The organism is Morganella sp. HMSC11D09 (assembly GCF_001807955.1).
GTDB lineage: Bacteria > Pseudomonadota > Gammaproteobacteria > Enterobacterales > Enterobacteriaceae > Morganella > Morganella morganii.
On the sequence record NZ_KV791661.1, the window covers coordinates 24,467 to 43,432 of the forward strand.

15 protein-coding genes are annotated in these 18,966 nt (G+C 52.8%); 12 read left to right on the plus strand and 3 right to left on the minus strand.

The window, feature by feature from the left end; genetic code table 11:
- The first annotated feature begins 273 nt into the window (after positions 1–273).
- The 6 genes from HMPREF3119_RS02755 (at position 274) to HMPREF3119_RS02780 (ending at position 7,594) form a co-directional block, all read left to right on the plus strand.
- Positions 274–1,854 (plus strand): L-lactate permease, encoded by a 1,581-nt coding sequence (locus HMPREF3119_RS02755; protein WP_070578342.1) that lies wholly within the window; start codon positions 274–276, stop codon positions 1,852–1,854.
- A 46-nt stretch (positions 1,855–1,900) separates the two neighbouring features.
- The gene (lldD, locus tag HMPREF3119_RS02760) at positions 1,901–3,043 is read left to right on the plus strand and encodes an FMN-dependent L-lactate dehydrogenase LldD (RefSeq protein WP_004238839.1); all 1,143 of its coding nucleotides are present in this window, start codon (positions 1,901–1,903) and stop codon (positions 3,041–3,043) included.
- Positions 3,044–3,399: 356 nt separating this feature from the next.
- Positions 3,400–4,974, plus strand: a complete 1,575-nt coding sequence (locus tag HMPREF3119_RS02765; RefSeq protein WP_049241500.1) for a PTS sugar transporter — start codon at positions 3,400–3,402, stop codon at positions 4,972–4,974.
- Positions 4,975–5,097: 123 nt separating this feature from the next.
- A complete protein-coding gene (locus HMPREF3119_RS02770; RefSeq protein WP_004235917.1) occupies positions 5,098–5,940 on the plus strand; it encodes a hypothetical protein in 843 nt (280 codons plus the stop codon).
- Between the two features lie 42 nt (positions 5,941–5,982).
- Positions 5,983–6,792, plus strand: coding sequence for a Cof-type HAD-IIB family hydrolase (locus HMPREF3119_RS02775; RefSeq protein ID WP_070578345.1), 810 nt, complete (start codon positions 5,983–5,985; stop codon positions 6,790–6,792).
- Between the two features lie 43 nt (positions 6,793–6,835).
- Positions 6,836–7,594 carry a DeoR/GlpR family DNA-binding transcription regulator gene (locus HMPREF3119_RS02780; protein WP_070578349.1) on the plus strand — a complete coding sequence of 253 codons (759 nt, stop codon included), beginning with the start codon at positions 6,836–6,838 and terminating at the stop codon, positions 7,592–7,594.
- 11 nt (positions 7,595–7,605) lie between these two features.
- Here HMPREF3119_RS02780 and HMPREF3119_RS02785 read toward each other — a convergent pair whose 3' ends face one another.
- The gene (locus HMPREF3119_RS02785; RefSeq protein ID WP_070578352.1) at positions 7,606–8,283 is read right to left on the minus strand and encodes a DUF421 domain-containing protein; all 678 of its coding nucleotides are present in this window, start codon (positions 8,281–8,283) and stop codon (positions 7,606–7,608) included.
- A 310-nt stretch (positions 8,284–8,593) separates the two neighbouring features.
- Here HMPREF3119_RS02785 and HMPREF3119_RS02790 point away from each other — a divergent pair, with 310 nt between their 5' ends.
- Both HMPREF3119_RS02790 and HMPREF3119_RS02795 read left to right on the plus strand, forming a co-directional pair.
- A complete protein-coding gene (locus HMPREF3119_RS02790) occupies positions 8,594–9,103 on the plus strand; it encodes a hypothetical protein (protein WP_004235922.1) in 510 nt (169 codons plus the stop codon).
- A gap of 428 nt (positions 9,104–9,531) precedes the next feature.
- Complete coding sequence (locus tag HMPREF3119_RS02795; protein ID WP_004235923.1) at positions 9,532–11,532, plus strand: BCCT family transporter; 2,001 nt, start codon at positions 9,532–9,534, stop codon at positions 11,530–11,532.
- A gap of 42 nt (positions 11,533–11,574) precedes the next feature.
- On the opposite strand, the gene hpaR is transcribed toward HMPREF3119_RS02795, so the two are convergent.
- Positions 11,575–12,006 carry a homoprotocatechuate degradation operon regulator HpaR gene (gene hpaR / locus HMPREF3119_RS02800; protein ID WP_004235924.1) on the minus strand — a complete coding sequence of 144 codons (432 nt, stop codon included), beginning with the start codon at positions 12,004–12,006 and terminating at the stop codon, positions 11,575–11,577.
- Between the two features lie 238 nt (positions 12,007–12,244).
- Between hpaR and HMPREF3119_RS02805 the strand changes: the two genes are divergently transcribed.
- From HMPREF3119_RS02805 to ggt, 4 genes are all read left to right on the plus strand, one after another.
- Complete coding sequence (locus tag HMPREF3119_RS02805) at positions 12,245–13,717, plus strand: NAD-dependent succinate-semialdehyde dehydrogenase (protein ID WP_070578355.1); 1,473 nt, start codon at positions 12,245–12,247, stop codon at positions 13,715–13,717.
- 147 nt (positions 13,718–13,864) lie between these two features.
- Complete coding sequence (hpaC, locus tag HMPREF3119_RS02810; protein WP_015422505.1) at positions 13,865–14,389, plus strand: 4-hydroxyphenylacetate 3-monooxygenase, reductase component; 525 nt, start codon at positions 13,865–13,867, stop codon at positions 14,387–14,389.
- 408 nt (positions 14,390–14,797) lie between these two features.
- Positions 14,798–16,267, plus strand: coding sequence for a dipeptide/tripeptide permease DtpB (dtpB, locus tag HMPREF3119_RS02815; RefSeq protein ID WP_015422504.1), 1,470 nt, complete (start codon positions 14,798–14,800; stop codon positions 16,265–16,267).
- Between the two features lie 244 nt (positions 16,268–16,511).
- Positions 16,512–18,275, plus strand: coding sequence for a gamma-glutamyltransferase (gene ggt / locus HMPREF3119_RS02820; protein WP_049246473.1), 1,764 nt, complete (start codon positions 16,512–16,514; stop codon positions 18,273–18,275).
- 83 nt (positions 18,276–18,358) lie between these two features.
- Here ggt and HMPREF3119_RS02825 read toward each other — a convergent pair whose 3' ends face one another.
- Positions 18,359–18,934: a TerD family protein gene (locus HMPREF3119_RS02825; RefSeq protein WP_004235930.1), complete on the minus strand. Its 576-nt coding sequence runs from the start codon at positions 18,932–18,934 to the stop codon at positions 18,359–18,361.
- Positions 18,935–18,966 lie beyond the last annotated feature (32 nt).

Consider the following 18,966-nt stretch of genomic DNA (forward strand, 5'->3'; position numbering starts at 1 on the left):
TTTCTCTATTGACCATAGTGGCCTAATTAATGTGACCCCGTCCTTTTATCATACAAATTAACCTATTAATTTACTGATAAATAACATTTTTTTATTTCCTTTTTTCGCCTGATTTTCTGCGTTTTCCGTCATTTCCCTCCCGCATTCAATTGTTAAAAAAATGCAGCATAGATAATTCTTTTTGGTTGTGATTAAAATAATTACGTAATGAAAATTTAACGAATCCTGCATGCAACATTAATTTTTAAAACAATAATAATGTCAGAGGGCTTTATGGCTATTTTTTTCAGTCTTGCACCGATCGTGATGTTAATCTGGATGATGACAAAACGCCGCAGTATCCCTTCTTACGTCGCATTACCCTTCACGGCCGCCGTGGTGTTCTGTATCCAGCTGTTCTGGTTTAAAACGGATCTCACACTACTGAGTGCCAATATTGTCACCGCCTTTATTTCTGTGCTGACACCGATCACCATCATTGCCGGGGCAATTATGCTCAATAAGCTGATGCAGGTGAGCGGCGCGGAAAACGTGGTGCGCAGCTGGCTGGAAAATATCAGCCCCAATCCGGTGGCACAGCTGATGATTATCGGCTGGGCATTCGCCTTTACCATTGAGGGCGCAAGCGGGTTCGGAACGCCTGCCGCTATCGCCGCACCGATCCTGGTCGGTCTCGGTTTCCCGGCCATGCGGGTTGCCCTGCTGACGCTGGTGATGAACTCCGTGCCGGTTTCGTTCGGCGCCGTCGGTACACCGACCTGGTTTGGTTTTGCCAACCTCGGGCTGAGTGAGGAGAGTGTTTATCAGATAAGCCACTACTCCGCGCTGATCCACTTTGTGGCTGCATTTGTGATCCCGCTGCTGGCGCTGCGTTTTATTGTCAGCTGGCAGGAGATCCGCCGTAATATCGTGTTTATTCTGATCAGCGTGCTCGCCTGTACCGTGCCGTATCTGCTGCTGGCCCAGGTCAACTATGAGTTCCCGGCGCTGCTCGGCGGAGCAATCGGCCTCGGGATTTCTGTCGTGACCGCCCGTGCCGGTATCGGCCTGACCCGTACTGAACAAAAAACAGAGAAAAAAGTGATCCCGTTCGGGCAGGTTATCAAAGCGATGACCCCGACCCTGCTGCTGATCGGCATTCTGATTGTCACCCGTATCCACCAGCTCGGCCTGAAAGGACTGCTCAACAGCACTAACGTGATTTGGGAAGGTACTCTGGGTTTCCTCGGCCATATCACACTGAGTGATGCACTGATTGTCCGCCTGAGCAACGTATTCGGCACCCCGGCGGCGGCAGATTATAAAACGCTGTATGTCCCGGCGCTGATCCCGTTCTTCCTCGTGGTGTTTATCGGTATTTTCCTGTTCCGCCTGAAACGGACTCAGGTAAAAACCATGTTTGTGCAGACCGCACAGCAGACCAACAAGCCGTTTATTGCCCTGTTCGGTGCACTGATTATGGTAAACCTGATGATGCAGGGCGGCGAAAATGCGCCGGTTTACATTATCGGCCGCTCACTGGCGGGAGCCACCGGTGAGAGCTGGATCTATTTCGCCTCTTATCTCGGCGCACTCGGCTCGTTCTTCTCCGGCTCCAATACCGTGTCCAACCTGACCTTCGGCGGGATCCAGCAATCCATTGCCCAGACCACCGGCCTGAATGTCAATTTAACCCTCGCGCTCCAGTCTGTCGGCGGTGCCATGGGGAACATGGTGTGTCTGAATAATATTATCGCTGTCTGCACCATCCTCGGCATTACCAACGCCGAAGGATCCATTATCAAAAAGACAGTGGTTCCGATGTTTATCTACGGCGTGATTGCCGCCGTGATGGCACTGATACTGACCCTGTAACCGGGCACAGTGCTGAGTTTGTTACATACATATACAGGTACTTAAGATGATTATTTCCGCTTCAACAGACTACCGGGCGGCTGCCGAATCCAGACTGCCACCCTTCCTGTTTCATTATATTGACGGCGGGGCGTATGCCGAGCATACCCTGAAGCGCAATACGGCGGATCTGGCGGATATCGCCCTGCGTCAGCGGGTGCTGCGCGATATGTCGTCTCTCAGTCTGGAAACTGAACTGTTCGGGGAAAAACTGGCGATGCCGGTTGCCCTGGCGCCGGTCGGGCTGACCGGTATGTACGCGCGGCGCGGTGAAGTGCAGGCGGCAAAAGCGGCAGCCAATAAGGGCGTTCCGTTTACTCTGTCCACCGTCTCCGTGTGTCCGATTGAGGAAGTCGCCCCGGCGATTGAGCGCCCGATGTGGTTCCAGCTCTATGTGCTGCGCGATCGCGGTTTTATGAAAAATGCCCTTGAGCGCGCCAAAGCCGCCGGGGTCAAAACCCTGGTCTTTACTGTTGATATGCCGGTGCCGGGTGCGCGTTACCGTGATGCCCATTCCGGGATGAGCGGCCCGAATGCCGCCATGCGCCGTGTGTTACAGGCGATGGTTCACCCGCGCTGGGCGCTGGATGTCGGCGTGCTGGGCAAACCGCATGATCTGGGTAATATCTCGGTCTATCGCGGCGCGCCGACCAAACTGGAAGATTATATCGGCTGGCTGGGGGCAAACTTCGATCCGTCCATTTCCTGGAAAGACCTCGAATGGATCCGCGAGTTCTGGGAAGGCCCGATGATTATCAAAGGGATCCTGGATCCGGAAGATGCGAAAGATGCAGTGCGTTTCGGTGCGGACGGTATTGTGGTCTCCAACCACGGCGGCCGCCAGCTGGACGGCGTGCTCTCCACCGCCCGTGCTCTGCCTGCTATTGCCGACGCGGTGAAATCAGACATCACTATTCTCAGTGATTCCGGGATCCGCAACGGGCTGGATGTGGTGCGGATGCTGGCGCTGGGGGCAGATTCTGTCCTGCTCGGCCGTGCTTTTGTCTATGCCCTCGCGGCGCAGGGACAGGCGGGAGTCGAAAACCTGCTGGATCTGATTGATAAAGAGATGCGCGTGGCAATGACACTGACCGGAGCAAAAACCATCCGCGATATCACCCGCGACTCACTGGTTAATCTGCCGGGCTGATCCGTTTTTTATCTTTATTCTGAAGCCACTCCCCGGAGTGGCTTTTTTTGTTTTATGTAGTTTCTCTGTGTGATTGACACGGTTAATTATGATCAAACTCACACAAAACAACATAAAGCAAAATAATTAGCTAATAATTAAACAGCATTAAATAAAATATAATCCCGATATTACCAGCTAATCACACTACAAAAATCACATTTCCACACTATTTTACCCGAAACGAATCAATTCAGTGATTATTTCATAAACAATACGCCCTATTTTGATGTGTTGATTTACGTTGTTATACCAAGCAATATCAACAAAAAACAACAATAAGTCGTTACTTACCCTGAACCCCCTGAGGTCCGATTATGAAAAAAATTGTCATACTGGGCAGTAGTGGCGGGAACCTGTACAACCTCGGTGGTGCAGATCCTGAAAAACTTCTGAGCGAAATCTACACACAATGTCAGTCCGCCGGTGTTTCTGTTGCTGCGGTGCAGTTTATTGCAGCACAGGCGTCGATGGATGTTGCCAAACCCTCTACCGCCGCCGCGGTCTACACCCTGACAGAAGCAGATGCCGTGCCTGCCGTTACGTTCTCCGGCACCCTCGCGGAAGTGAATGATGCCGTGCGCGGCAGTGATGAACAGATTGCCCGGCTGATAGAACAGGGCGATATCGACGGTATCATTATTATGAGCGGTGATCCGCACAACGCCAACCGCCTGGCACTTCAGGCTGCGGCGGAAAAGAAAGTGCCGATCGCCGGTACCGGCGGCACCTCGATGGCCCATATCGCCGCTGCCGGTGCCAATGTGATTGCCACCTCGGGTACCACCGGCACCACCAGCAGAACCCGGGCTATCTCGTTTATCTCCTCCCTGTGTAAACACTGGGGTATTAAATTCCGTCCGGTACTGGGCAGTGCAGGCAGCACCGGCGGGCCGTCCGATAAGAGTCTGCTTAAGCGGATGAATATCCGCGGCATTATGATCCCGGCTCTGCCAGGCTTTATTGCCATGGCGATTGTACTGGCGCTGAGCCACATCCCGGGGCTGGAAAGCCTGGATGCGATTTTCCAGCTGCTGCTCAAAGGTCTGCCGGTGATTGTGGCGGTGATTGCGGCCAAACAGGTCTCCGAACTGGATGAGGTTTCGATTGTTTCCGGGGTTGTCGCCGGGGTGCTCTCGGTCGAGGGTGGTCTGATCGGCGGGATCGCCGGCGGGATCATGGCGGGTATTTTTGTCCGTTACCTGTTTGCCCTGTGCATCAGCTGGAAATTCCCGATGACCACCGTCAACATCGTGGCGGGCGGGATTTCCGGTCTGGCCGCCGGTCTTATCATGTTCTATTTCCTCAGTCCGCTGGCGCTGCTGGCCGGTAACCACATCAAACTGGCGCTGGAAAGCACCCTCGCCTTCAGCCCGGTTCTGGCAGGCCTGCTGGCCGGTCTGGTTATCTGGCCTGCGATCCTCGGTGGTGTGTATCACGCGGTGATCCTGCCGCTGGTGCTGCTCGAGATGGAAAAAACAGGTGTCAGCTTCCTCGGCGCGGTGGATATGGTCGGGCTGGTGATGGTCGCCGCCGGTATTAACCTGGCAAACGTCATTGCCCCGCGTGAACGCAGTGAGGCTGCGGTTGCCGCCCCGGGACTGCTTATCAATCTGGGATTCGGTACCTTTGTGGAATCGGCGTATCCCTTCATGTTTGCCAACAAAATCGTGTTCGGCGGTGCCATTCTTTCCGCCGGGATCGGCGGCATGATGCTCGGCATGTTTAATGTCAAAGGGGTGGCGTATGTCCCGGCGTTTGCCTCTCCGTTCTTATCCAGTAACGCACTTTACATGGCGCTGACCATGACCGTGATTCTGGTTTTAACCTGCGCCATAACTGTCATCGCCAACCGTTTCAGTGCCGTGACAACCGTGAAAGCCGCAGGCTGATGCAAAGACGACACAGCAAAGAATAAGTGTGAAAAATATCACACGCCAACACCAGGGCTTTATAAAAACGGCACCTCCGGGTGCCGTCATACAAAAACACAAAAAAAGTAATAAGAGGTTGATATGTTTATAGGTGATATGAATAAAAAACGTGAACAGGCCATGGCGAAAGTCAGAAATGCTATTGCGCTGCACAACGGGCAGACTCTGCTCAGCACAGGTATCACCGGTGATGACGCGCGACTGGCGAAAGCAGTGTGTGATGCCGGGGTCAAAATGCTGGAGCCGAACCATCCGGCGCTGGCGCTGGCACGCGGACACAGGGGCGTGAATAACATGCACGCTGCCGAACAGATCCGCCATGAGATCTCCACCGCGCAGATGGCGGAAGCCGTCAACGGTATCCGCAATGTGATCCCGGATGATGTCTTTATTACGGTCGGGATCGCCGGCGGATTCACCGAAACCATCCCGGTGCCGGTGACAGAAGAGGATATTTTACAGATCGCCCGTGCCGGAGCTGACGGCCTGCACACCCATAAATCCACTTTTGAGGATCTGGCAGATATTGTCAGTCTTGCGCACCGCTTCGGCCTGACCGTGGATGCCTACATCGGCCACCCGGACGATCTGCATACCTTTGGTATCCCAGCGGAAACCCCGGAAGAAGTCGCGGAAGTGGCGAAGAAAATGGAAGCCATCGGCGTGGATATGATCGGCCTGATGACCGGTATGAGCTACGAGGGCGTGGCTGCCGGTGAAATTCCGGAACAGATTAAAGCCCGGCTGAAAGCGCTGGTCGGCGCAGTCAGTGTCCCGACGCTGGCGGAAGGCGGTATTAACGTCGCCAATGCCAAAGCGTTTAAAGAAACCGGGGTGAATATTTTAGTGGTCGGCACCGCGATTGATAACGTGGTATGTCAGGCGGCCGCACAGGTCACCCAATCCTTTATTCATCATAACTGACGGTATTCCCGGGCGGGGGCACAGCTCCCGCTGAGGCTTTTTATGACCACACTGGCTATCGATCTCGACGGCACGCTTTTACATCCGGATAACCGTATTTCAGAGGGCAACCGCCGGGCACTGCTGGCGCTGCCGCCGGAAACGGATATTGTTATCTGCTCTGCCCGCCCGCTGCGGGCGATTTTGTCTCTGACGGACAGCGCCGGGCTGCTTCCGGTGCTCCGCGCTATCGGCGCCTGTAACGGCGCGGTGATTTATGACTGCCGCACACAATCCGTTCTCAACCGGGCAACCCTCTCTCCGGCCGTGTTATCCGCACTGCAAAACCTGCTCACCACCGGCTGGCATGCTTTCGGGGAGGATGCTCTGCTCTGTCCGCCGGGGGAAATATCAGAATACACAATTCATGAAGCTGAATTATTCGGCCTGCCAATACAGACACTCGCGGCAGACGATATTTTCAGCCGGACAAATATCATTAAAATCACCCTGTGCGGGGAAGCGGAAGCCCTGCGGCAACGGGCTGAAATCCTTCGTCCGCAGTTACCGGCAAAGGTCAGCGCATTCTTTACCGATCAGCACTATTTTGAACTGGTTCCCGCATCCGTGAGCAAAGGCAGTACCCTGCAAATACTGGCGGAGCGCGGTATTCTGCGGCCGGGAACCATCATGGCCATCGGGGATCAGGAAAACGATCTCTCTTTATTTGCCGCAGCGGATCTGCGCGTGGCAATGGGCAATGCCGTACCGGCGCTGAAGCAGGCCGCCGGGTATATTACGGCTGACTGCCGGGAGGATGGCGTTGCTGCCGCACTTCATCATTACAAAGCGGCATTCCGCAACGACACATAATGCGCTAATATTGTTCATGTTTACGAGTGTGATGAGAACGGTCATGAATCCGATAAAAAGAAAGGAATACATCCTCGATCTGCTGAATCAGCAGGGGGAAGTCAGTGTGCAGGATCTTGCTGATACACTGAATGTCACCTCTGAGACGATCCGCCGTGATCTCTCCATTCTGGAGAAAGAAGGCGAGATCATCAAAATTCACGGCGGGGCGATGAAGAAAAAGAGTGTCAGCGAAGGCAGCTTTGAACAGCGGCTGGAACTGAACCGCGAGGAAAAAATGACCCTCGCGCGCTACGCTGCCGGGCTGATTTCCGAGCACGACACACTGTATATCGATTCCTGTTCGACAACGCTGCTGTTTTCCGCGCAGTTACCGGCGATTGCATTTACCGTTTTCACCAACTCCGCCCTTATCGCGGATAAAATCGCCTCGCAGAACCCGCTGGCAAAAGTGTATGTACTGGGCGGTGAATACAGCCATGAATTCCGGGCCAATCTCGGTGCGAAAACCCTGCATGAAATTGATCATATTTATGCGGACTTCGCCTTTGTCGGCGCAGGCGGTGTGCGTGATGAAGGTATTCTGGTCAAAAGCGTTGAAGAAGGCATGATTGCGCGGAAAATGCTGGAAAAAAGTAAGCAGAAAATTATTCTGGCCGACTCCAGCAAATTCGGCCAGCAGGGGATTTTAAAGATCGCGGAGATTGCCGTTATCGATAAAATTATCTGTGACGATAAATGGCAGAAAGCACACGAATTCCGTGAAAAATATCCGGAAAAAGTCGTTATCGTGCTGCCATAAGGGAAAAAACCTTACGGCTGTGACGGCTCGCTGTGATGGCTGGTCATCCGCCCGTCCTTCATCACCACATTGAGGCTGCCGTTATAAAATTCCGCCAGGAATACGGTCTCAGGATCGTCAATTCCCTGCTGTTTCAGGCACTCTGCCAGCCACGCCTCATCATGACCAATCTGTTCCAGTTCATATTTACGCGGCACGCCGTCTTTCATCACAATGACTGACGGCATCTGTGACTGATCACAAATTACCGTCAGCTGGCCGTCCGGCTCTATCTGCGCATAATACACATCGCGGTATGAATAGATCCCCTGTGCATGCATGCGGGAGGTGATATTCAGAATATCGATCTTATTGCGCTTCTCATGAATGCTATCCATGATAAATACCCCGTTTTTAATAATGGGGATCGGGTTACCGATAGTCACCGCGCGCAGCACACTGATATGTTTGCTGACCCAATTGATTATGCTGATAAAACTCACCCCCATCAGCAGAATAATAATATATTGTGTCAGCGGAATGGTATCACTGTAAATAACACCACCGATAATGCCGCCCAGTACAAAGTTTCCAATAAAATCAACCGGTGTCATTTGTGATAATTGGGTTTTACCGGAGATATTCATGTGCGTTAACACAATAACAAAGCCGATGATAAATTTAACGATAACCAGAAGATAATATGTCATGGTATTTCCTTACACAGACAAACTACGCTAACCAACTGAAATAAAACACGTTACCATGTTACGCTTATAAGACTGCATTCTGTATTGATATTACCGGATATTTTTATGCAGCGGGATATTATTTTATGGTGTTACTGATAAATTCCCCTCAGCACTATACAACCGGCGCTTCATTTTCTATGCTGAAAGGGATAACCCTGACAGAAAATTATATCTGTCAGCAGACTGCCTGATTTTATTATATAATCAATAATCGCGGACACGATGTTATCCGGTTATTTTACTCAGTATTGCTGAAGAGGAGTTAATCATGAAAAAAGCATTATTAAGTTCACTCATCCTTGCGGGGGTATTTGCGCTGGCCACCGGGTGTGACGACAGCAGCAAAACGGATCCTGCCGCGCAGAAAGCACAGGAAGGTGCCGCGCAGATTAAAGAAGCCGCAGAGCAAAAAGCGGATGAAATAAAGCAGGATGCCAAAGAGGCAGCGGATAAAACAGAGCAGAAAGCCGCTGAACTGAAACAGAATGCAACAGAAGCCGCCGGTGATGCCAAAGAAAAAGCAGGTGCGGTGATGGCTGACGCCAAAGAGAAAGCTGCTGAAATCCGTGACAGTGCCGATGCCAAAGCGGATGAGCTGAAAAAAGAGGCTGATGCCCTGCTGGCTGATGCCAAAGATAAAGGCGAAGATGCCAAAAAAGCCGCGGAAGAAAAAGCCGCAGAGCTGAAACAGAAAGCGGATGAAGCCAAAGCCGCCGCTGATAAAAAAATTGATGAGCTGAAACAGGATGTCAGCGGAAAACCCGCAGATGCTCAGTAAACCTGAACAGGTAATATCCCGTATCAATCCGTAAAACAGCCGTCAGCCGGAAACAATGACTGTTTCCGGCTTTTTTATTGTGTTATTTCAGGTAGTTTGCCGGTTTCGGTAAATAAAATTCACAGATAAAAATATCTCTTTTTCCCGCAAAAATACCCCGTGACTTGCCGCAGAGTGACATTTTTGGCACTATAATCCTCTTTTTTCACCAACCGGGGGAATAAAATCTAATATCACCGCTTTTTTTCCGCAGGTTTAGCCTGTATTCATCTCCGTTTTTTCTGATCTCCCGCTGATACTATTTTGCCGGGGTTTCTATTTACCGCTACGCAGCCGCGTACCGTTTTCAGAAGGAAAATCTGACGCTTTGATGCAGTTCTCCCCTTTTTACTGCCGGCGTTATCTGCAACTGATAAAAGGAATAATTCATGAGTCATCAGGACACTGAACAATCCGCAAAAAAAATGAAGATTAACCCGCCGGTTTTTTATATTTCGGCCCTGGTTATTCTCCTGATTGTCGGCTTTGCCGCCCTGTTTCCCCAAACGGCGGACATACACCTTAAAGCCCTTCAGACCAGCCTGTTTAAAAATGCCAGCTGGTTCTATATCCTCGCTGTCGCCCTGATTTTACTGAGTGTCACCTTTATGGGGTTGTCCCGTTTCGGTGATATTAAACTCGGCCCTGATCACGCCCGTCCGGCATACAGTTATATTTCCTGGTTCGCCATGCTGTTCTCCGCAGGGATGGGGATCGGGCTGATGTTCTTCGGTGTCGCCGAGCCGGTGATGCATTATCTTTCCCCGCCTGTCGGCACACCGGAAACGGTTGAAGCGGCAAAAGAGGCCATGCGCCTGACCTTCTTCCACTGGGGGTTACACGCCTGGGCTATTTACGCGGTTGTGGCGCTGATCCTTGCGTTTTTCAGCTACCGCCACGGCCTGCCGCTGACACTGCGTTCCGCACTCTACCCGATTATCGGCGACCGTATTTACGGCGCGGCCGGTCATGCGGTGGATATTTTTGCCGTGGTCGGCACGGTATTCGGGGTCGCGACCTCTCTCGGCTTCGGTGTGTTACAGGTGAATGCCGGGCTGAATCATCTGTTCGGCCTGCCGCAGACAGAAACCGTACAGGTGGTGCTGATTGTGGTGATCACCTCACTGGCCACGCTGTCGGTGGTATCCGGTCTGGATAAAGGCATCCGTTTTCTGTCAGAGCTGAACCTCGGCCTGGCGGTTCTGCTGCTGATTATGGTCGGTGTGTTAGGCCCGACCGTACTGCTGCTGAAATCCTTTGTTGAGAACACCGGCGGTTATCTTTCTGAAATCGTCAGTAATACCTTTAATCTCTTTGCCTATGAGCCGAAGTCAGACGACTGGCTGGGCGGCTGGACCCTGCTTTACTGGGGCTGGTGGCTGTCGTGGTCGCCGTTTGTCGGGATGTTTATCGCGCGGATTTCACGCGGGCGCACCATCCGTGAATTTGTCTTCGGCGTGTTGTTTGTCCCGGCGGGCTTTACCCTGCTGTGGATGACCTTCTTCGGTAATACCGCCATTGATCTGATCAAAAATCAGGGTGCAACCGCCCTCGCCGCGGTGGTGAAAGAGGATGTGTCACTGGCACTGTTCCAGTTCCTCGAGTATTTCCCGTTCTCCACGGTGCTCTCTTTCTTTGCCATGCTGATGGTGATTGTCTTCTTCGTCACTTCCGCTGACTCCGGCGCGATGGTGGTGGATACCCTGGCCTCCGGCGGGGATACCCACACGCCGGTCTGGCAGCGGATCTTCTGGGCCGGACTGATGGGCGTGGTGGCGATCACTCTGCTGCTGGCCGGGGGATTATCCGCCCTGCAGACCGTAACTATCGCCAGCGCCCTGCCGTTTGCGGTTGTGCTGCTGTTCTCGATTTACGGACTGATCAAAGCCCTGCGGATTGATGTGCATAAACGCGACAGTCAGCAACTGGCGACCATTGCACCAACCGCCAGCCGCAACCCGATCCCGTGGCAGCGCCGTCTGCGTAATATCGGCTATTTCCCGAAACGTTCGCTGGTCAAACGCTTTATTGATGAAGTGGTGTCAGAGGCGATGGACATGGTGTCTCAGGAGCTGGAAAAACAGAGCACACCGAGCCATATCGACCGCAGCCGCGACGACCGGATCACCTTTGAGGTCGATCTGGGGGATGATATGAACTTTATCTATGAAACCCGGCTGCGCTATTACAATCAGCCGTCCTTTGCCCTTTCCGGTATGACCGACGAGGAAAAAGATGAGGAACACCGCTATTACCGCGCGGAAATCCATCTGAAAGAGGGCGGACAGGATTATGACATTATGGGCTGGAACAAGGAGCAGATTATTCATGACATCCTTGACCAGTACGAAAAACATATTCACTTCCTGCATCTGCTCGGCAAGAAGTAAGCCTGTCACTGTAAAAATGCCGCTCATCTGAGCGGCCTTTTTTTATTCTTCTTCGTTGTCGCGCTGCGGCAGTGCAACCAGGTCATCCAGCAGTGCATAGAGCTGGCGTACCTTCTCCGGTGTGAACTGTAATTCCAGCGCCTGATAGCCGGTCTCCACTTCCGCCTGCACACGGTGATACAGTGCCATGCCTTCGTCAGTCAGGGAGAGGTAGAGTTTGCGCTGATCACTGAGGGGCTTGAGGCGGTGGATAATGCCCGCTTTTTCCATCCGCGTCAGAATACCGGTCAGGCTGGGACGCAGAATACAGCTTTTCTGTGCCAGAAGATGAAAATCGAGCGACGGGGTCTTAGCCAGTATGCGAATGATCCGCCACTGCTGCTCCGTCAGTTGGTGTGCTTTCAGGGTCGGGCGAAAGTAGCCGAGGACCACTTCACGGGCCTGCAAAAGGGCGATAAGTAATGATTCATGCATAATGGGTAATTTCTCCGCGATGTACTCACATCATAAACATCGACGTTATCAAAAAAAGGCGCAATTTTATCGGGAAAATGCGCAATCAGACATCCTCTGTTAGAATAAAAAGCATATCAGTCACGAAGACCCAAAGGACTCTCCTTTTATTAACGCCATATTAACAATAAATCAATGGTCTTCTGCTGATATCTCAGTGCCCTCATCACTTTTTTGAGAAAACGCAACGGAGCTCTCTATGTTCACCTCATCGTTAACCAATCCTTCCTTTTCCCTGCTGCGCACCGGCGGCTATATCAATGGTCAGTGGACCGATGCACAGGATAAGGCCACGTTTGATGTGACCAACCCGGCCACCGGCGGACTGATCACCCGCGTCAGCGACCTCGGCGCACACGAAACCCGGCTTGCCATTGCCGCCGCTGAAAATGCCCTGCCGGGCTGGCGCGCCCTGACCGCCAAAGCCCGTGCGCAGATCCTGCGCCGCTGGTTTTTTCTTGTCATGGAGAATCAGGAGGAACTGGCACAACTCCTGAGCCTGGAGCAGGGCAAACCGCTGGCAGAATCACGCGGGGAAATAGCCTACGGTGCCAGCTTTATTGAATGGTTTGCCGAAGAAGGCAAGCGCGTGTACGGCGAAACCATTCCGGCCACACAGAGCGGACAGCGGATCGCCACCATACGCCAGCCGATCGGGGTGGTCGGTGCTATCACACCGTGGAACTTCCCGAATGCGATGATCACCCGCAAAGCCGCTCCGGCACTGGCGGCAGGCTGTACCATGGTACTGAAACCGGCAGCGGAAACCCCGCTTTCCGCTCTGGCGCTGGCGGCACTCGCGGAACAGGCCGGTATTCCGGCCGGGGTATTCAATGTTGTCACCGGGCTTGATGCGGCGGCTATCGGCGGCGAACTGACCACCAGCCCGGTCGTGCGCAAGATCTCCTTTACCGGCTCCACCCGTGTCGGCAAGTTGCTGATGGCGCAGAGTGCGGAGACGGTTAAAAAGCTCTCTCTCGAACTGGGCGGTAACGCACCGTTTATTGTGTTTGATGATGCCGATCTCGATGCGGCGGTTGCCGGTGCCATGGCCGCCAAATTCCGTAACAGCGGGCAAACCTGTGTCTGCGCCAACCGTCTCTATGTGCAGGATGGTGTGTATGATGCCTTTGCCGGGAAACTGGCGGAGGCTGTCAGTGCCCTGCATGTCGCGCCGTACACCGACGAAAAAGCACAACAGGGGCCGCTGATTAATGAGGCTGCTATCCGCAAAGTCAGTGAGCATATCGCCGATGCGGTCAGCAAAGGTGCGACTGTTGTCAGCGGCGGGAAACCGGCGGCACAGGGCGGATTATTTTTTGAGCCGACAGTCCTGACCGGTGTGACTTCAGACATGCTGGTGACCCGTGAGGAGACGTTTGGCCCGCTGGCACCGCTGGTGCGTTTCCGCGATGAGGAAGAAGCCATCCGCGCGGCAAATAACAGTGAGTTCGGTCTTGCCGCTTATTTCTATTCCCGCGATATCGGCCGGGTCTACCGCGTGGCTGAAGCCCTGGAAGCCGGAATGGTCTGTATTAATGAAGGGATTATTTCCACGGAAGTGGCACCGTTCGGCGGTATCAAGCAATCCGGCCTCGGCCGTGAAGGCTCCCGCCACGGTATTGATGACTATCTGGAAATCAAATACCTCTGCTTCGGCGGGATCCGTTAATCCCCGCTGACCACCGCCTGCGGCTGTCCTTCCGGCAGCCGCATTTTCTGACTCTCCCTTGTATTTTTCCCCGGCTATCATTAGACTGCGTATCATTCGCAAATAAGCAACAATTGCGTCACATTTTTTATCCCACCGGGAGTTGGTATGTCTTTGGATAATTCACAGCGTCTGTTGTTCCGCGACGCAATGGCGACACTCTCCGCTGCCGTCAATATCGTCACCACCGACGGCGACGCCGGGCGCGGCGGGCTGACCGCCACCGCGGTCTGCTCTGTCACGGATACGCCGCCGACCCTGCTGGTGTGCATCAACCGCAGCAGTGCGCTCAGTGAGGTGTTCAGAGCCAACGGACGTTTGTGTGTCAATGTGCTCACCCATGAACACCAGGCACTGGCGTGTGATTTTGCCGGGATGACCGGCCTGAGTATGGACGCGCGTTTTGCCGGTGATCACTGGCAGCCGGGAGCGCTGGGACAACCTTGTCTGCACGGCTCACTGGCCTGTCTGGAAGGCGTGGTGACTCAGGTGCAGGAAATCGGCACACACAATATCTTTATGGCAGAGATCAGCAATATTGATGTCCGCGACGAAGGTCACGGCCTGATTTACTTCCGCCGCGATTTCCGCACTGTCGAAACCGGTGATATCCCCGCTGCTGCAGTTGCCTGATCCTCTTTCATTATTGTCATAATATTCGTTAACACATCATGTGTTAACGAATCATTATTCATCAGAAAAATACCTGTTACAGTTTGTCATATTTAATTCCGCCCCCCTCCGGACAACAGAATAAATAACCATCAATCTGCTCAATACGCCATCAACAAAACCATTGCGGACTAATTATTGATGTCAATCTAATGAATTTTATTTCAATTATGATATTAATTATTGCAGTAAGTGTGATCTGTCTTTGAGATGCTCAGACAGCAATATATTAGTCTGAGCCCTTTGGCAAATACCCTGACAAATACGCAAACACTCAACCTTACGCAAGAGTTTATCTTTTAGCTTTGCCTCCGCGATGCCGGGAAGGCTTTTGCGTGATGAATAATTATTAATAAGAGGCATTAAACCATGAGTAAACCCGCGCAGGTTGGTTTGTTTAACCAACCCAAGCCATTCTTCATGATTTTTATCGTGGAGCTGTGGGAACGCTTCGGCTATTACGGTGTGCAAGGCATCCTGGCCGTCTACTTTGTTCAGAAACTGGGATTCAGTCAGGAACAGGCATTCATCACCTTCGGGGCATTCGCCGCGCTGGTATACGGTCTGATCTCCATCGGTGGTTACGTCGGTGACCACGTCCTCGGGACCAAACGGACCATCATCTTAGGGGCCATCGTGATGGCTGTCGGTTATTTTATGACCGGCCTGTCTATAATGCACCCGGATCTGATTTTCTACGCACTGGGTACCATTGCTGTCGGTAACGGCTTATTCAAAGCCAACCCGGCCAGTCTGCTGGCAAAATGCTATCCGCCGAAAGACCCGCGTCTGGACGGGGCATTCACCCTGTTCTATATGTCGATCAACATCGGCTCTCTGATTTCCCTGTCACTGGCACCGGTTATCGCGGACAAATACAGCTATACCGTTACTTATAACATCTGTGGTATCGGCCTGCTGATCGCCCTGGCGGTCTTCCTGTTCTGTCAGAAAATGGTGCGTAATATCGGTTCCGAGCCGGATCACAAACCAATAAAATTCGGCAGCCTGCTGGTCGTCATCGCCGGTAGTGTGGCAACTGTTTTCCTGTGTGCATGGTTACTGCACAACGTCATTATTGCCAACTATGTGTTACTCGGCGTCACCGCTGTGGTTATCTTCTTCTTCTTCCGCGAAGCCTTCAAACTGAAAGGCGTTGAGCGGAACAAGATGTATGTGGCGTTTGTTCTGATGCTGGAAGCGGTTATCTTCTATGTGCTGTATGCCCAGATGCCGACTTCACTGAACTTCTTCGCTATCTATAACGTACATCACACCATTATGGGTATTGATGTGCATCCGGTCAGCTTCCAGGCACTGAACCCGTTCTGGATCATCGTACTGAGCCCGGTTCTGGCTTACTTCTACAGCAAGATGGGCGCACGCGGCAAAGACTTCTCCATGCCGGGTAAATTCACCATCGGTATGTTCTGCTGCTCCGCCGGTTTCCTGACAGCCGCTGCTTCCGGTATGTGGTTTGCCGATGCGTCCGGTCTGACATCTCCGTGGTTTATCGTTCTGGTTTACTTCTTCCAGGCAGTTGGTGAGCTGATGATCAGTGCGCTGGGTCTGGCGATGGTGGCTGCGTTCGTTCCGCAGTACCTGATGGGCTTTATTCTCGGGATGTGGTTCCTGACCCAGGCAATGGCAACACTGCTGGGCGGTTACGTGGCGACCTTTACCGCACCGCCGGAAGGCGTGACTGATCCGCTTCAGACTCTCGGTATCTACACTGATGTGTTCGGTAAAATCGGTATCGCAACGGCAGTTGCCGGCCTGATTATGTGGGCTATCGTACCGAAACTGAACAAAATCATGAAAGAAGAAAAAACAGCCTGATTGTGTTAACCGGTGCGGCGGCACCGGTTTTCCGTCTCGTTTGCGTAATGACACGCTGTTCTGCATAACCCGGGCTATCCGGGTTTTTTATTATCTCCCCGTCCTGCTTTTCTGCCCGGTTTCACATTTTCCCGCACGCCATTTCTCAAATATTGGTATCCCTGCTATACGTTAATTAACTATTAATTAACAAATAGTCAATCAATCCCTCATACAAAACCCTGCACGATCAACGGAGATAATAATGATAACCCCATGGCGAACACCTGTTCTTCTGCTCTCTCTGCTGCTTTCCCCGCAATTGTATGCCGCTTCCGAACCCGCCGCTGAAGCCCGCAACGGGATGGTGGTCTCTTCCCAGCATCTGGCGTCACAGGCCGGGGCTGATATTCTGAAAGCCGGCGGTAACGCGGTGGATGCGGCAGTGGCTGTCGGCTACGCTCAGGCGGTGGTGAATCCCTGCTGCGGTAATATCGGCGGCGGCGGCTTTATGACCCTGCATCTGGCAGACGGAAAAAATATTTTCATCAATTTCCGCGAAACGGCCCCGGCGTCCGCTTCTGCGGATATGTATCTCGATAAAGACGGCAATCTGATCAAAGATGCCAGCCTGTACGGCTACCTCGCCGCCGGGGTGCCGGGAACGGTGAAAGGGCTGGATTATGCCCTGGAAAAATACGGTACCATGAAACGGGAGCAGGTGATGGCTCCGGCGATAAAACTGGCCCGTGACGGTTTTATCCTGACCCGCGCAGATACCGATGTGCTGGACACCACCACCGCCCGCTTTAAGCAGGATCCGGAAGCAGCGCGGATTTTCCTTAAACCTGACGGCTCCGCATTCCAGCCCGGCGACCGCCTGATTCAATCCGATCTGGCCAATACCCTGGAACGCATCGCCAAAGAAGGCCCTCCCGCTTTTTATGAAGGTGACATACCGCAAATCGTGGAAAAGGCCTCTCAGGCAGGCGGCGGTAAGCTGACCGCCAAAGATTTCGCGGATTACACCATTTCTGAGGTTGCGCCGGTCACCTGCACCTATCGCGGCTATGAATTTATATCCGCCCCGCCGCCGAGCTCCGGCGGTGTGACTATCTGCCAGACCCTGAATATTCTGGAAGGTTATGATCTGAAAGCAATGGGCTTTAACTCAGCGGATTATATTCACACTCTGACAGAGGCAATGCGCCATTCGTATATGGATCGCAACACCTTCCTCGGTGACCCGGCGTTTGTGAAAAACCCGACCGAAAAACTGACCAGCAAAGCCTATGCGGAAGAGCTGCGCAAAGAAATCATTCCGGGCAAAGCCACACCTTCCGCTCAGGTGCAGCCGGGTACAGGCCCGCATGAAAAACCGGAAACCACACACTATTCCGTGGTGGATAACAAAGGCAATGCGGTTTCCACCACCTATACCATCAACGGTCGTTTCGGTGCGGTGGTGATCCCGCCGGGTACCGGTTTCTTCCTCAATGATGAAATGGATGATTTCACCACCAAAATCGGCGAGAAGAATATGTACGGCCTGGTTCAGGGTGAGCGCAACGCGATTGCCCCGGGCAAACGTCCGCTTTCCTCCATGAGCCCGACCATTGTCACCAAAGACGGTAAGATTTTCCTGGTGCTCGGTTCGCCGGGCGGCTCACGGATCATCTCTATCACTCTGCAGACCGCGCTGAATATTATCGATCACGGCATGGCACCGCAGGAAGCTGTGAATGCGCCGCGTATCCACCATCAGTGGCTGCCGGATGAGGTGTATTACGAGCAGCGCGGTGTGTCAAAAGACTCACTGAATCTGCTGGATAAAATGGGTTATAAGATGGTTGAGCAGACACCGTGGGGTGCCGCCGAGCTGATTATGGTGGGGTTACCGGGTGCCGCCGGAGTCAGTGCGGACTCTTCCGGCAATGATGCCGCCGTGTCCGGTAAGGTGCGGGAAGGCTATTTATACGGTGCCAACGATGTGCGCCGTCCGGCCGGGGAGGCAGCAGGAGTCGAGTAATCTCCCGGCCGGATTTGTAAACGCAGCATGCCCTGTCCGTGACGGACAGGGCATTTTTTACGGCAACCAGCTGATATCAATAATTAAATATTAACACCGTGCTGAGATGCTAATGCAGACAGACCACCGGCGAAGCCCTGGCCGACGGCTTTGAATTTCCACTCTGTACCGTGACGGTACAACTCACCGAAGACCATCGCGGTTTCTGTTGATGCATCTTCAGACAGGTCGAAACGGGCAATTTCACTGCCGTTATCATTGTTACAGATACGGATGAAGCTGTTGCTGACCATACCGAAGTTCTGTTTACGTGCTTCCGCATCATAAATCGTGACGGAGAAGACCAGTTTTTTCACATCTGCCGGAAGGGTGTTCAGGCTGATTTTAACCTGCTCATCATCACCGTCGCCTTCACCGGTGCGGTTGTCGCCCTGGTGCTCCACCGCGCCGCACGGGCTGGTTTTGTTATTAAAGAAGATGAAATGGCTGTCGGATAATACTTTTCCGTCATCACCCACCATAAATACAGATGCGTCGAGGTCAAAATCCTGACCATCAGTCACACGCGCATCCCAGCCCAGACCAACCATCGCCACGCTCATTGACGGGGCTTCTTTGGTCAGGGAGACGTTACCACCTTTTGTAAGAGAAACTGCCATTTTCGGACTCCTGCTGCGGATTATAAAGAGGG